The 14,061-nt window shown below is 60.0% G+C and carries 14 protein-coding genes; 6 read left to right on the top strand and 8 right to left on the bottom strand.

The features are described from left to right. Positions 1-153: 153 nt before the first annotated feature. Positions 154-363, top strand: a complete 210-nt coding sequence (locus Q2941_RS30325; protein WP_458194689.1) for a hypothetical protein — start codon at positions 154-156, stop codon at positions 361-363. Positions 364-541: 178 nt separating this feature from the next. On the opposite strand, the gene Q2941_RS30320 is transcribed toward Q2941_RS30325, so the two are convergent. From Q2941_RS30320 to Q2941_RS30305, 4 genes are all read right to left on the bottom strand, one after another. Further along, the gene (locus Q2941_RS30320; RefSeq protein ID WP_458194688.1) at positions 542-715 is read right to left on the bottom strand and encodes an alpha/beta fold hydrolase; all 174 of its coding nucleotides are present in this window, start codon (positions 713-715) and stop codon (positions 542-544) included. 148 nt (positions 716-863) lie between these two features. Further along, on the bottom strand, positions 864-2,372 hold the full coding sequence (locus Q2941_RS30315) for a YncE family protein (protein WP_458194687.1): 1,509 nt from the start codon (positions 2,370-2,372) through the stop codon (positions 864-866). A gap of 1 nt (position 2,373) precedes the next feature. Next, complete coding sequence (locus Q2941_RS30310; RefSeq protein WP_458194686.1) at positions 2,374-2,775, bottom strand: DUF305 domain-containing protein; 402 nt, start codon at positions 2,773-2,775, stop codon at positions 2,374-2,376. Between the two features lie 476 nt (positions 2,776-3,251). Beyond that, positions 3,252-4,199 (bottom strand): LysR family transcriptional regulator, encoded by a 948-nt coding sequence (locus Q2941_RS30305; protein WP_458194685.1) that lies wholly within the window; start codon positions 4,197-4,199, stop codon positions 3,252-3,254. 262 nt (positions 4,200-4,461) lie between these two features. On the opposite strand from Q2941_RS30305, the gene Q2941_RS30300 reads away from it, so the two are divergent. Then, positions 4,462-5,523, top strand: coding sequence for an alpha/beta fold hydrolase (locus tag Q2941_RS30300; RefSeq protein ID WP_458194684.1), 1,062 nt, complete (start codon positions 4,462-4,464; stop codon positions 5,521-5,523). A gap of 143 nt (positions 5,524-5,666) precedes the next feature. Further along, positions 5,667-5,900: a hypothetical protein gene (locus Q2941_RS30295; RefSeq protein WP_458194683.1), complete on the top strand. Its 234-nt coding sequence runs from the start codon at positions 5,667-5,669 to the stop codon at positions 5,898-5,900. 413 nt (positions 5,901-6,313) lie between these two features. Here the strand turns inward: Q2941_RS30295 and Q2941_RS30290 are convergent, their stop codons facing one another. The 3 genes from Q2941_RS30290 to Q2941_RS30280 all read right to left on the bottom strand — a co-directional run bounded on the left by Q2941_RS30290 (position 6,314) and on the right by Q2941_RS30280 (position 8,924). After that, positions 6,314-6,997, bottom strand: coding sequence for an alpha/beta fold hydrolase (locus Q2941_RS30290; RefSeq protein ID WP_458194682.1), 684 nt, complete (start codon positions 6,995-6,997; stop codon positions 6,314-6,316). Positions 6,998-7,319: 322 nt separating this feature from the next. After that, positions 7,320-7,502, bottom strand: coding sequence for a hypothetical protein (locus tag Q2941_RS30285; RefSeq protein ID WP_027526856.1), 183 nt, complete (start codon positions 7,500-7,502; stop codon positions 7,320-7,322). A gap of 48 nt (positions 7,503-7,550) precedes the next feature. After that, positions 7,551-8,924, bottom strand: coding sequence for an ABC transporter substrate-binding protein (locus tag Q2941_RS30280; RefSeq protein ID WP_027526857.1), 1,374 nt, complete (start codon positions 8,922-8,924; stop codon positions 7,551-7,553). Positions 8,925-9,295: 371 nt separating this feature from the next. On the opposite strand from Q2941_RS30280, the gene Q2941_RS30275 reads away from it, so the two are divergent. Then, the gene (locus Q2941_RS30275; RefSeq protein WP_458194681.1) at positions 9,296-11,473 is read left to right on the top strand and encodes a PAS domain S-box protein; all 2,178 of its coding nucleotides are present in this window, start codon (positions 9,296-9,298) and stop codon (positions 11,471-11,473) included. A 208-nt stretch (positions 11,474-11,681) separates the two neighbouring features. Here the strand turns inward: Q2941_RS30275 and Q2941_RS30270 are convergent, their stop codons facing one another. Further along, positions 11,682-12,593, bottom strand: a complete 912-nt coding sequence (locus Q2941_RS30270) for a LysR family transcriptional regulator (protein ID WP_458194692.1) — start codon at positions 12,591-12,593, stop codon at positions 11,682-11,684. A 100-nt stretch (positions 12,594-12,693) separates the two neighbouring features. Here Q2941_RS30270 and Q2941_RS30265 point away from each other — a divergent pair, with 100 nt between their 5' ends. Together Q2941_RS30265 and Q2941_RS30260 are read left to right on the top strand one after the other, a co-directional pair. Further along, complete coding sequence (locus Q2941_RS30265; RefSeq protein ID WP_458194680.1) at positions 12,694-13,530, top strand: SDR family NAD(P)-dependent oxidoreductase; 837 nt, start codon at positions 12,694-12,696, stop codon at positions 13,528-13,530. Positions 13,531-13,580: 50 nt separating this feature from the next. Beyond that, positions 13,581-13,868, top strand: coding sequence for a hypothetical protein (locus Q2941_RS30260; protein WP_458194679.1), 288 nt, complete (start codon positions 13,581-13,583; stop codon positions 13,866-13,868). The last annotated feature ends 193 nt before the right edge of the window (positions 13,869-14,061 follow it).

Genomic DNA, 14,061 nt, shown 5'->3' with positions numbered 1-14,061 from the left:
GTCGTGATCTCCCGCGAGGTCGTGGAAGGCACGGCGCGCCCGCTCTACATCTACGCCGATCGCTCCGATCGCGCGGTGGAAAGCAGCGCCGTGGCGTGCTGACACGGCTGAATCAGACGAAGGCTGCCTTTGAACATCCGATGGAGTTTTCTAGTGATCAAGATCATCGCCGTGCTCTGCAGTCTTTCGTCTCCGGTAAGTTGCCACGAGCAGACCGTCACCACTTCGGACTTCGCTGAGGTCTCAATGCAGTCCTGCCTGATGGGCGCGCCGCAGCTCGCTGCGTGGATGAATGAGCATCCGACCGAACGTCTTGCGGCGTGGCGCTGCGTGATCGGTCAGAAGGAGGGCAGGGGAGCTTAGGGAACATCCTGCAGCGCAGCTAAATGCCGCGATGGGCCGGAGCTGCCATGTCGGTCCATCGATCTGCCATCGAACTTCGACTGAACATGCAGGAGCTGGCGGCTCATCGGAATGCAGCACGAACCTCATCGATGGCCAGCCTTGAATTCTGCAGTGGGGGAAATGCCCGGAAGAAGGGTTATATCTCCGCGTGCAGCCGTTCGGCGAACTCTACTCCCATCTCCCTATTGATGTAGAGATCCTTCTCGCCCCAGATAATCTTCACGGGCGTCTGGAGCCGGGCAAGTTTCGATTCGAAGTGATCCTGGTCTCGCGTAAAGTGCGAGTAGTGGTGGGAGAACGCATCTGCCAATGTCATCGCTCCCTGGGTCCATCCTCGGAACATGTCGTCCTTGAACCCACGCGCAACTTTAAAATGCTCTTCCTCGGGCAAACCTCTGCAGGATTTCGTCGCGATTGCTGTTCAGGTTGTCGCGGACCTGATCCAGGCACGACCGCGGTCATTCCGCCTGCACCTGGACCGGCGCGCCCGGGCCGTCGACCTTACCGGGCGCAATCACCAGATAGCGGCGCTGGACCTTGTCATCACCACGCACGAGCTGCCGGATCGGTCCGATCGCAGTGACGACCGCCGCGCCCGCCGGATTGGTCATGAAGCCCTGTAGAGGCTGCAGCGCGCCGCCGCCCGACGCCTCGCTCGCCAGCGCCAGCACGTAGGGCTTGCCCGGCTCGAGCCCGGTGACCGAAGCCTCGAGCACTTGCACCAGGCCTTGGTCGGAGAGCGAGACGCTGGTGGGCGCCTTGTCCACTTTCTGCCCGGGTGGCGCGAGCCACAGCTGCGTCGACATCCCGGCTACGCCGAGTGGCTGCAAGTTCTCCGTTCCCGCGCGATCAAGGGCCGCAGGCATCATCGTCATCGCGGCGTTGTCGTTCACACTCATCACCGAGCTGGCATTCGGCACATAGACCACCGCCTGCGCCGCCTGTCCGATCGGGCTGGTCGCGATCACCGTGTTCGTCAGCGTATCGATCGCGGCGATGCGGTCCTCGTTCTCGAGGCCGACATAGACCCGCGTGCCGTCACCGGACGGCCAGATGCCATGGGGCAGCTGACCGACCGGAATGGTTGCCACCTTCGAGAAATCGCTGGTGCGATAAACCTGGACCTCGTTGAGGCCGCCGATCGTGACATAGGCGAACATACCGTTGGCGTTGCGCACGATGTTGACGTGGTTTGTGATCGGACCGGTGTCGATCGTCTTCAAGAGCGCGAATGGCGGCTGGGCATCGAACACCTGGACCTTGCCGGTGTCCTTCAACGTGAACCAAACCTGGGCACCATCCGGCGTGGCAGCAATGTTCGGACAGAACGGACTCGCCTGCGGGACCTTGCCGACGATCTTGTGATCGGCGACGGTGATAACTGCGGTCTCGGGCGTGAACGACGAGCAGACATAGCCGTACTTCCCGTCCGGCGAAAAGATCGTCATGCCCGGTCCGTTTGCCACGACGATCCGCGTCTTTTCCTGGTAGGTCGTGCCGTCGAGTACGGCGACATAGTTCTCGCCCCGCACCACCACCCAGACTTCATTGCCGTCCGGCGTGAAGAACGCCTCGTGCGGCGAGCGCCCGACGTAGGTGACGTGCTTGACGGTGTTGGTTGCGGTATCGATGAAATTCACGGCGTTCGAGCCGATTGCGACCACAGCAAGGGTGCGTTGATCGGGCGAAAAACCCAGGCCGTGCACCAGCAACTGGCCGCGATAGAGCGGACTGAAGCTCGCCGGCAGCGGCCCGCCGAGCCGGATAACGCCGAGCAGCTTGTTGTCGACAGGATCAGTGACCGAGACCGTGTTCGAAAACTGCTCGGCGGCGTAGACGCGATCGCGGTGGCTGATCGGGATGTCGGGATTGGAGGCAGCGCCCGGGACTTGTCCGGCACCGGCATATTGCGTACCCACGAGAACAGTCGATACCAGGAGGCCCCCCAGATAAGCGGCGCGTTTCATGTCACGGCTCCACGGTTCGATCGGTGGGTTTGGGCTGATCGACAGCGAGGCGCATCACCGCGATCTCCTGTTGTTGGGCCACGATGATCTCCTGGGCCAACCGTCTGATCTGCGGATTGCGCCCGTGGCGAAGCACGGCAAGCGCCATGTCGATCGCACCCTGATGATGAGGCACCATCATCGCCACGAAATCGGCATCAACGTCGCCGGCCGGCTTCACCGCCATATCGCCCATCATTCTTTTCATAGCGGTGACGTTCTCGGCCAGGAAAGCAGCTTCTGCACCAACATCGGAATTGGGCCTCGCGCAAATCTCCGGATGTGACGTCGGAAGCGATTGGGCGGATGCAAAGAAGATGGTTCCAACAGCGCACACGACCGCCAGCGTGGTCACCGTCGGCATGGCCGAACCGCGAGTGAGCGAATTCATCCCGACCTCCCGATCATGTTCATTTCCAGATCGTCACGGCGCGCAAGCCTGGCTCGGTGGCCATTCGGCGAAAACGTCCTTTAGTCAAGTTGCCGTCATGTAGAGTTAGGAGCGAACCGCCGGCGGTGCGACCGAGCAGCCAGTGCACCGGGCGCATCGGATCAGTTCCAGCACGTCATGCGTGACACGACCGGGATCGCGGCAGCGCCTGGCCAGATGCAAAAAGTCGGCGAGGAAGCTTCACTGCACCCCTCCCTGCAACACCAAAGCTAGTCCAATTCCTGGCGGTAAGAGGTCACGATTTCGTTTCATGGCACTTTTCGGACGGCTCGAGGCATCAGTTGGCGCCGGAATGAGTAGTTGTTACCCCTTGCTCATGCGCGTGAAACACGTCGTCGGTCCGAAGAGTATTCTGTAGGTCGCCTCTCGCGATGAGTAACCGATGAAATCTATCTCTCAATGGTTGGGGGACGGAAGCTTCGCGCGCCGCCCTTCCGTTTTTGACGATTCGAAGCAACATCGTTCGCAATCACGTCGAGAAATGCCTGCTCCGCGCGGCTGACGTATCGCTCCTTGTGTCGAAGGACGACGAAGCGGCGATGCAGAAGAGGAAATTTGACGGGAACGAGGTTGCCTGCCTTGATCGAATTCGCAACCACCAACCTGGATATCACGGCGACCCCGGCGCCAGCCTCGACCGCGGCACGAACGGCTTCATTCGATGGGAGCACCAGCGCGACGTCGAGATCTCTGCTCGTTAAGCCAAGGCCGGGCAGCGCAGCCTCGAAGACCGATCGCGTACCTGAGCCCGGCTCGCGCAACACCCAGGGTCCGCGCTTCAATTCCTGCGCCGATCGCGGCGTTTTTGCTGCCCAGGGATGGGTTAGCGGCGCAACTAGAATGAGTTCGTCCTCCGCAACCGGAGCCATGACGAGCGTTGGATCATCAATTGCCGCTTCGACCAAGCCGAGATCGGCGCTGCCTTCGCGAACCATGGCTGCGACATTTTCCGAGTTGCCAATCGTCGTGCTGACGATGACGCCCGGATACCGCAACCGGTAGCTCTGGATCGCCACGGGCAGCCAATAGTTCGCCACGGTTTGACTCGCGGCTAGCGCCAATGAGCCTCGCGTCAGGTCGGCCAGGTCGGTCAACACCTTCGCCGCGGCGGACGCACGGGCAAGCACCGCATTTGCTTCCTTCAGGAATAGCCGCCCCGCCTCGGTCAGCACAATCCTGCGACCGATCCGATCGAACAGCTTGGTCGCGTAGCGCTCTTCGAGCGCGGCGACTGCGGCGCTCGTCGCCGATTGGGTCAGATTAAGCTGTCGCGCGCCTCGAGTGACGTGCTCGCATTCAGCCACGGCAACGAAAATGCGAAGCTGCTCAAGGGTCATGCCGGCAATCCTGTTCCATCACCCAAATCACGGCTCATTCCGAACAAGCGCGATCTCGCGATCGAGAACACTATGTCTCTTGCCAAGGTGGCACTCTCGCCCGGTGGCCTCGCTGTGCAGGGAGTTTAATCGATTTTATCGATTGAAACATCATAAATTATTCGTTGGATCGATCACTGGTCATGCGCCATCTTCGCTCGCATCGAAGCCGGACGAAGGAAATCCTCGTCCAAGTCGGACCAACAACCAACGAGATTGACCAATGGATGCAATCAAGAAGCCCGAAGAAATCAACCAGCCGCGCCGGCGTTTTTTTGGCACCGCAGCTCTGACGATCGCTGCCACTCAGTTGGCCTTGAACAGCCTTGCGGAGGCGCAACCAAGCAAAGCGGAGCAGGCAGGTGCGCGCGCGATCAAACCGGGGACCAACACGTCGTATGGCCCTTTGAAGCAGATCGACGCCGGCCTTCTGAATGTCGGATACGCAGAAGCTGGTCCCGCCGACGGTGCACCGGTCGTTCTCCTGCATGGCTGGCCCTACGACATTCACAGCTTCGTAGATGTCGCGCCATTGCTGGCTCAGGTCGGCAACCGCGTGATCATCCCCTATTTGCGCGGCTATGGCACGACGCGCTTTCTTTCCAGCGAAACATTCCGGAACGGCCAGCAAGCGGCGGTCGCGACAGACATCATCGCTCTCTTGGACGCGCTCAAGATCGAGAAGGCGACCCTCGCCGGATTTGATTGGGGAGCGCGGACTGCCAACATCATCGCCGCGCTCTGGCCGGAGCGCTGCAAGGCCATGGTCTCCGTTAGTGGTTATCTGATCGGCACTCCGAACATGGTGCCGTTGCCGCCAAAAGCGGAACTCGCCTGGTGGTACCAATATTACTTTGCCACAGAAAATGGCCGGGCCGGCTACGACAAATACCGGCACGATTTTGCGAAGCTCATCTGGCGGCTCGCTTCGCCGAAATGGGACTTCGACGATGCCATATTCGATCGCAGCGCAGCGTCCCTGGATAATCCGGATCAAGTCGCCATCGCTGTCCACAATTATCGCTGGCGAATCGGCCTCGCCAAGGGCGAGCCCCAATACGACGATCTGGACAAGCGACTTGCGGACTCTCCCGTCATCACGGTGCCGACCATCACGATGGAGGGCGACGCCAATGGTGCGCCACATCCGGAACCGAGTTCCTACGCCAAGAAGTTTTCGGGCAAGTACCAGCACCGGACAATCAGGGGCGGCATCGGACACAATCTGCCGCAGGAAGCGCCGCAGGCCTTCGCCAAGGCAATCCTCGAGGTTGCCGAAATTTGATCGACGTAAGAGAGGACCTGCGGAGCGGTCATTTCCATCCCGCAGGGCATCGCCCCGAGTGCGATGAGCGGGGCCTGATCATTCAATGGTGCAGCGAAGGTCAGCCAATCGTCGCCACATGACCCAACAAATGGAGAATCGAAATGACCGTTGAAAAATCACGACACCCTGTTCTCGTCTTCGCAACAATGGCGCTCGGCATTGCGCTTGCCTCTTCCCCTGCTCTTGCAGCTCACCCAATGCACGCCGCGGCCAAGTCCCTGGTGCGCCCGTACGCGCAGGGTTACGGAATGAACAGCATGTCCGCGCCGCGCGCCGTTAGGCCGCAGCCTCAAAATCATGTCGATGATCCATGGGCAGACCTATGGTTGGGATGATGATGGTCGGCGGCGGCGAAATTCTCAACAAGTTCGATGGAATAAGACGCGTCGTGATACGTCTCACGCTCAATGCAACACCCACGAAGTTTGGAATGTATCGGCCATCATTTCAGGGCGTCCTGACGACGCTCTCCTGCAAGCTTCTGAGACCGGGTCTTGCCACGGCGATCTTCGGCGCGGCTGACGATGGGCTGCGGTGCAGTCTGGTGGATCAAGCCGCTCCGGAATCATTGAGGTCCATTGCGAACGGGATTCGCAGGCAGGCTCGTCCGATCTAACGCTGCGATCGTTCCGCCCCACATTCATCATCAGTACCAGCGTCAACTTCGGCGAGGCCAAAAAGGCCGACGCCTGCAAGATGCATCTAAACCGCAGAGAAGGTCTGCCTACGACCCCAATTTTCCCGAGTCTCAAAGAGACGACGCCGCTTTGGCGATGAATTCCGCAACGACATCGGGCTGAGAAAGCATCGGCACGTGCGAGCTTTCCAGGACGAGAGTCTCGGCACCCATTCGCTTCGCGGAATCGCGCTCGACTCCGGGAGGAATGGTCTCGTCTCGCGCTGCGACGATGTACCAGTTTGGCTTAGAGCGCCATGCTGCCTCGGTGACCTTGTCGCCGAAGCACTTCACTGCCAGCGGGCCTTGGGTCGCGTACACGATATCGGCCTCGTCCGACGGGATGTCCTGTACAAAGTGCTTGCGAACCCCCTCGGGAGTCAATGCGACATAGCCCTCGCCGTAAGGCTTGATTTCGGCTGCGCCCGGCGCGGGCGCATAGTCCTTCCACCAATCAGCGAACGACTGACCGCTATCCGGCGCGCCAGCCGCGACATAGACAAGACCCTTCACCTGAGCATGGTTGCCGGCTTCCGTGATGACGGCGCCGCCCCAGGAGTGACCGACCAGGAGAATCGGACCTTCCTGCATCCCGATGACTCGGTGAGCAGCGGTGACATCGTCAGCCAAGGAACTGAGGGGATTTTGAACGGCGATTGCCTTCAGCCCGCGCTTCGCGAGCAACGGAATGACCTTTGCCCAGCAGGAACCGTCGGCAAAAGCGCCATGCACAAGAACGATGTTTTTGATTGCCATGATACTACTCCTCCGCGTTGACCGTCATTTCCAAAGCATGCCGACCAATGTGGCGGTCGTGTACAGGTGCTATCGAACAGGAACGGGCATTCGGGCAGTTAAAAAAAGTAAAACGTCGCAGACCTGGTTCAGGCCGCCTAGTCCGGCGGCAGGCTCGGCCATGTCCGTAACGGGTCTTTCGCGACTGAGCGGGCAGTGCTCGCTACCAATCGATGTCCGCTTCGGCCCCGATAGCGCTCGCCTTTGTGCAGGCGCAGCAAATGACGCGAGGGGCCAGAAACGGACTCATGCGCTGCAAAAGATTCGAGACAAAAACTCGTTGTCAGTCCTGCAACCCGGCGAGCAGTGCCTTAGCTTCCTTTAAATCGAGGGTATCGAAGCCCTCCGTGAACCAGCCGTAGATCGGAGCAAGAAGTTCACGGGCCTTGTCCCGCTTCCCTTGATCGCGCCACAGCGGCGCCAAGCTCGTCGCCGCGCGCAGTTCGAGGGACTTTGCCTGCTGCACTCGCGCAGCCGCCCGTGACGCGCGCACCCTCTGGGACAGCTCCCCCTATCAGCGGATCGCCGCGTTGGCCTTTTCGGCGGCCGCGGTCATAGCGTCCTTTGCCGATCTCGTTCCAGAGACCACTTCATTGACGCCGATCATAAAGGCGTCCTGGATAGGTCTCGATTGCGGATGGAAAAGGATTGCCTTCGCGCGTTCGACATCGGCATTTTGCAAGTTGGTCAGCGCCGCCGCCGCGGCCTGCTGGCCGAATGTCTTCTTGAAGGGCTCGCTCGACCAAGCCGAGACGCGTGTTGTAGCAAGCCCCGCCGCGGCGGTCTGCAGTGAGATTGGCCTGCTTGTCGCCCACAGCAGGAACAAGAAAGCTGTCCGCTTACTTGGCGATTTAGAACTAATACAGGCCTGCCAGTGCGACATAAAGGGAACCGGTTGGCGGCCGGCGACGTGCGGGAAGGCTGCAAACTCAGCCTGCTTCGCGACGCGGCTCTTCGCCGGGTCGGAAATATCGCTGGCAAGAACGCTGCTATCGATCGCCATTGCCGTTTTGGCCTGAACGAAGTCGTTCAGCACTTGCTGCCATTCATAGCTGCCGACGCCGACGGGCCCGGCTTTTCCAAGGGTCTCCCCGAACATTGCGATAGCCGCAATCGCTTCGGGACTATCGAAAGCGGCTTTGTTATCCTTGACCATGTGCCCGCCGTAGGAGAATACGTAGCTCATGGCTGCGGGCGATGAATTACCGCCGGCCTGGGCCCGCATGGCAATCCCGGACATCTCATTGGTCTTGACAGCCTTAGCCGTCGCAAGCAGTTCCTCGAAAGTCTGAGGAACCGGTAGGTTCTTGGCTGCAAGCGCATCGCCGTTGATGAACAAGGTCACTGCCTCGGACGTAATCGGGAAGGCATAGCGTTCTCCATCCGACCACACGGGAAAGGCTCGGGCGGTCTTCAGGAGATCGTTCTCATCGTACCAGGCGAGATCGGTCAGCGACCTGTCGGAATAGTGGGCGTTCAGCGGCTCGAGCCAACCTGCGGAGATGCCTTGACCATAGGTCAGGAACATGAAGACGTCGGGCGTGTCGCTGCCGCGGGCGAGCTTGATCGGCAAGGCGCCCAGATACGTAGTTTCCGGCCGGAAGTCGGTGAGGACATTGATACCCGTTAGCTTCGTGAAATCGGGCAAAAGCGGAGTAATGGCGTTCGACCAAGGATGGACCGCGCCCGCGAGCGTGATCGTGTGCCCCGCAAATTGTTTCCAATCGATCGCAGCGTTGCCATAGCTCGCGGCGGCATCCTCCGCGAAGCTCCTTTGCGACAGCATTGCCAGGGCCGGCAAGACTACCCCCGCCGCGCCCAATCCCTTGACGAAGCTACGGCGGCTGGCTGGCAACCGACCGCTCAGTGATTTTTCACCTGGCGCCATGTTGGTGCTCCTGACCAAAGGCAGTCATCACGATACACACGGGCTGATCGAGAAGATGAACCGCAAGCCGAAGCGCAGAGAACCAAGAGCGGATCGTACCCGTTGCATTTCAAGAAGGCCCGTCCGTCCAACACTATCGATTTTTAAATCGCTTCATTTGGATGTCAAGAAAGGGTGCCTATCCACTTTAGGAAAGTCGCCGGTCGGCTGTGTAGCAGTCTTTCCGCTACTAGTGATCTCCCGCAATTTGAAGCCAGGACGATGTCGGGTTCGGGTTCACCTATGCAGACCAGCCTGCTACTATAACAGCATTCCTGTCGTGTCGCTGCCAGCAAAACGCCAGTCACGCGACCATCGAAGACCAAGACTAAATGTCTGTCCTTGCACCGGACCCGTCTTTGCGTAGCTTTGCTCGCCCGCTGGCGATCGCGGTGTTTTTGGTTCTATTAGCCGCGACCGGGTATTTCGGCATCCGAAATTGGCGCGAGCGGCAAGCGACGTTTCAGGTGCTCGCGCATAGCGGGCTAGTGCTCGATACGCTTGATCGGCTGCGGACGACAACCGCCGACCTAGAGACCGAAAGGCGCGGTTATCTGCAAACCCTCGACCCGGCATATCTCAAGGCCTACGGCGTCTCAGACGCCCGCGTGCGACGAGATGTTCAGGCACTCCAAGCCCTGGTGACGAACGATCCCTTGCAGAGCCTGCGCGCAGAACATCTGGCGCTGACTGTCTCAGCGATGCTGCGCGAGACTGACGACATGGTCAAGACGGCACGCACGTCGGGATTGGCGGCCCTGGCGATGATCCGCAACATGGACGAGATTCGCTCGCAAATTGACCAGATCGTGGATAACGAACGCTTTCTGCTGGTGGATCAGGAGGCGCGCGCCGGTTCGCTCGAACAACGCAAGACGTGGCTGATCGCAGCGGCCATCGTCATTGCCACTGCCCTGGCAGCGGCGGCATTGGTGTTCGCACGGCTCGAAGCAAGGCAGCGACGAAGAACAACCGACGAGAACGTCCGGCTTCACAAGGATCTCGAAGAGCGAAATAGGAAGATTCGACGTCTGTTCGACTCTGACATTATCGGGATCACGATTTTCGATCTCGAAGGCCGCATTCGTGATGCCAACGACGCGTTTCTCCGAATGGTGCGATACGACCGAGAGGATCTCGCCTCGGGTCGCCTGCACCGAACCAATCTGACGCCGCCTGAATGGCGCGACCGTGACGACCGTAACCTCGCGCAGCTGAAACTGACGGGGAGTGTCCCACAATTCGAGAAGGAGTATTTTCGGAAAGACGGTAGCCGCTTGCCCGTACTGATCGGCGCGGCGAGCTTCGAGGATGCTGAGAATCAAGGTGTCGCTTTCGTGCTCGATTTGACTGAGCGCAAACGTGCGGAGGAGGCGCTCCGTAAAAGCGAGCGAAGTTTGCGCTCAGCAATTGACGGGATACCGGGTTTCGTTGCGATCTTGGCCCCGAACGGTGACGTCGAAGCCGTGAACCGCCAAATCGTCGAGTATTGTGGCCGGTCGCTGGAAGGATTGAAGAACTGGAGCACAAGCGGGACGATTCATCCTGATGACCGTCCACATCTCGAGGAAGTTTTCACAAAATCAATCGCCACCGGTGTTCCCTATGAGACAGAAGCACGCTTGAGGCGCCTCGACGGCGAATATCGATGGTTTGACCACCGAGGCGTTCCGGTTTGGGATGAATCTGGGCGCATCACTCGTTGGTATGTTCTCCTGACGGACATCGAGGACCGCACGCAGGCGTTGGCGCGATTGCAGCAGATGCAATTGGATCTCGCCCACATAAACCGCGTGAGCATGATGGGAGAATTGGCAGCCTCGCTCTCTCACGAGATCGCGCAACCGATCGCCAGCGCGCGCAACAACGCCCGTGCGGCCCAGAATTTTCTGAAGATGAAGCCGCCGGACCTGAGCGAGGTCAGGGAAGCACTCTCCTGTATCGTTGGCGACGCTGATCGCGCCGGAGAAATCATCAATGGCATCCGAGCGCAAATCAAGAAAGCGCCACCGCGAAAGGAGCGTTTTGACCTCAATGCGGCAATCAATGAGGTGCTCAAATTAGCGCAGAGCGTAACCAACAGGAATGGTGTTTCGGTCCAGACCCGGCTTGCGGATGGATTGCTTCCGATTGAAGGGGATCGCGTTCAACTACAACAAGTCTTGCTGAACCTCATCCTGAATGCGGCTGAAGCAATGAGCTCGGTTGAAGAGGGAGCAAGAGAGCTGTTGATCAGCACCGTGCAGGAGCAAGCGGGCGCCGTAGTGGCCATGCGCGATTCCGGACCAGGCATTGATCCGGCGCATCTCGATCGGGTCTTCCACGCCTTCTACACCACGAAGTCCAGTGGAACAGGCATGGGGTTGTCGATTTGCCGCTCCATCATCCATGCTCATGGGGGCGAGCTGTGGGCGGAGGCGAACAAGCCTCGCGGCGCCGTATTTCGCTTCAGGTTGCCCGGCGCCGAAGCAGAGCCCATGAATCCTCCTCGGGCGATTCAACGGACCTGAGAGCCTCGCGAACGCATCGCGGGTTCCTCTTCCGGGCACCTAAAGCAGACGATCCCTGGTCCATCGAGGTCGGCTAGGGTCATTCGCGGCCGAAGCAATCCAGCACCTAATTCGGTCACGTCCGCTGTGCCGCCGAAAGCGAAGTAAGCTGGCATTCGCCAAGCTCGCATCAATCTGCATTTGGCTACCCGCCAATGAGTTCCGCGCCCTAGACAGGCGGCTGGAGCTCCGCGAAGACTTTCTTCAGTCTCGGCGCCGCAAAGTCGAGGAAAGCACGGACCTTGATCGGCAGAAACCGGTTGGCTGCGTACACGAGATTAACCGGCAGCGGTGCCGGCTGGAATTCGTCGAGCAAGCTCGTGAGGGCTCCGCGTTCAAGCGCGGTCTGGAAGTGATAGGTGAAGGCGGAGGTAATTCCGATGCTGGCGCACGCGGCGTCGCAGGCTGCCTCGGCGCTGCCGACCACGAGCCGCGCATGCACGGGCACGGCGACCGCCACTTTGTCCTTGAAGAATGTCCAGACATCAGGGGACATAAAGCCTGCATAAGTGATGCAGTCATGCCCGGCGAGATCGTCCGGCGTGCGCGGCGTTCCGTGGGCTACGAGATAGGCGGGACTGGCGCAAACCATGCGACGCATCGTACCTAGGCGTACCGCCATCAAGCTGCTGTCGGGAAGAGCGCCGATGCGGAGCCCGATGTCGATCTGCTCCTGAAACAGACTCTGCACGCGATCTGCGAGGAGAAGACTGGCCTTGATATCCGGGTAGGCCTTGAAGAAATCCGCCAGGATCGGGATGAGGTAAGCGCGGCCAAGTCCGACCGGGGCTGTCAAGATCAGCTCTCCGGTCGGAGCAGAATATTCACCGGAAGCGGTGCGCTCGGCCTCGGTCACATCAGCCAGAATCCGCTTGCACGCGGCAAAATAGGAGCTGCCTGAATCGGTCAGGACCAGCTTGCGGCTCGACCTGTTGAACAGCTTGGTCCGCAGATGGGACTCGAGCTCGGAGACCTTGCGGCTGACCGTTGCCAGTGGGGTTTTCAATTGCCGCGCCGTAGCCGACAGGCTGCCGGTTTCGACCACGGCCAGGAAGGTCGACATCGCATCCAGACGGTCCATCGGCTCCTCTTCCATATTTTGGAAGGATAGCTCTCAATTTTGCCAGATGGCGTCGGATTTCGGAAGGCCTTAGGTGTGGACGGCATAACGGAGAACGTCCATGAGCACCACCGACAAAGGCACCGCCCTCATCACCGGCGCATCGGCAGGTATCGGCGCTATCTACGCCGACCGTCTGGCCAAACGTGGTTACGACCTGATCCTGGTCGCCCGCGACAAGACCCGTCTCACCGGCCTCGCGCAGCGCTTGAGAAGCTCGACCGGCCGCTCCGTCGACACCCTCGCAGCCGACCTCAACGACAAGACGGATCTTGCCAAGGTCGAGGCGATCCTGCGCGCGAACGCGGACATCACGCTCCTGGTCAACAATGCAGGCGTCGGAGCCACGGCGCCACTGCTTAACGCCGACGTCGAGAAGATGGATGATATGATCCGCCTCAATGTCGGTGCGCTAACCCGATTGACCTATGCGGCGGCCCCGGGCTTCGTCACGCGCGGCAGGGGCACGATCATCAACATCTCGTCCATCGTAGCGATCTCACCTGAAACGCTTAATGGCGTTTATGGTGGAAGCAAAGCGTTTGTGCTGGCTTTCTCTCTCTCGCTGCACCACGAGCTCGCTGAAAAAGGCGTGCGCGTCCAGGCTGTCCTGCCCGGCGCAACCGCGACCGACTTCTGGGACGTCGCCGGCGTGCCGCTCCACCACCTCCCTGCCGCGATCGTGATGTCCGCCGGTGACATGGTCGACGCCGCATTGACCGGTCTTGACCAGGGCGAGGTCGTCACCATTCCGTCTCTCGCCGACAAGGTCGACTGGGACAGCTACGAGACCGCGCGCCGCACCATGTCCGGCAAGCTCTCAAGCGCGGTCCCGGCTCCCCGATACAGGGTCGGAGCGTTCGCCGCGTCGAAGGCTGCCGTAGCGTCGGCGAAGTGACTCAATCACTACCGTAAACCCATGGAAGTAGAACCAAAGGAGATGCAATCATGAAACGTTCAGTGTTGTTTGCCGCCATTTCCCTCGTCATAGCGAACGGAATCGATGTGGCTGCCGCTGCCGGGCTTCCGACCTATGAAACGACGGGCTTTCCGATCACCGCGCACCAGGTCTCCGTGACGGGCGCGGCACATGTTCAGGAGGCCCCCTCTGTGCCCACGCTGACGTTCGGTGGTATGCCCGCATCTCCCCACCAGATCGAGGTCTTGACGCCACGGAAAAAGGTCATCGGGAGCAAGCCGCAAAGCCGACAACAGACGGCCGAGGCTGCGCGCTAGAGCTGACCCGCTCGGCCGGGATTGGAAAGGAAAACCATGAACGGGCTACTGCTAGGTTCTCGATGCGCACGGCAGTTTGGAACGCTGGCGTAGCTCGGTTGAGGAATCTCGGCCGACCTAGACGAAGGGGCCTTTTCTTCAACCTTCAGACTGTGTCACGCGCTTTTTATCTGTTCGTTACCACCTGCGGGGG

The organism is Bradyrhizobium sp. UFLA05-153, from assembly GCF_054185185.1.
The sequence above is the reverse complement of the archived record's forward strand: the minus strand, read 5'-3'. Positions and strand labels throughout refer to the sequence as shown.

Excerpts from the sequence above, each read along its gene's own strand:
- Q2941_RS30315 (WP_458194687.1), bottom strand. The coding sequence starts at position 2,372 with ATGAAACGCGCCGCTTATCTGGGGGGCCTCCTGGTATCGACTGTTCTC.
- Q2941_RS30310 (WP_458194686.1), bottom strand. The coding sequence starts at position 2,775 with ATGCCGACGGTGACCACGCTGGCGGTCGTGTGCGCTGTTGGAACCATC.
- Q2941_RS30305 (WP_458194685.1), bottom strand. The coding sequence starts at position 4,199 with ATGACCCTTGAGCAGCTTCGCATTTTCGTTGCCGTGGCTGAATGCGAG.
- Q2941_RS30300 (WP_458194684.1), top strand. The coding sequence starts at position 4,462 with ATGGATGCAATCAAGAAGCCCGAAGAAATCAACCAGCCGCGCCGGCGT.
- Q2941_RS30295 (WP_458194683.1), top strand. The coding sequence starts at position 5,667 with ATGACCGTTGAAAAATCACGACACCCTGTTCTCGTCTTCGCAACAATG.
- Q2941_RS30290 (WP_458194682.1), bottom strand. The coding sequence starts at position 6,997 with ATGGCAATCAAAAACATCGTTCTTGTGCATGGCGCTTTTGCCGACGGT.
- Q2941_RS30280 (WP_027526857.1), bottom strand. The coding sequence starts at position 8,924 with ATGGCGCCAGGTGAAAAATCACTGAGCGGTCGGTTGCCAGCCAGCCGC.
- Q2941_RS30275 (WP_458194681.1), top strand. The coding sequence starts at position 9,296 with ATGTCTGTCCTTGCACCGGACCCGTCTTTGCGTAGCTTTGCTCGCCCG.
- Q2941_RS30270 (WP_458194692.1), bottom strand. The coding sequence starts at position 12,593 with ATGGACCGTCTGGATGCGATGTCGACCTTCCTGGCCGTGGTCGAAACC.
- Q2941_RS30265 (WP_458194680.1), top strand. The coding sequence starts at position 12,694 with ATGAGCACCACCGACAAAGGCACCGCCCTCATCACCGGCGCATCGGCA.
- Q2941_RS30260 (WP_458194679.1), top strand. The coding sequence starts at position 13,581 with ATGAAACGTTCAGTGTTGTTTGCCGCCATTTCCCTCGTCATAGCGAAC.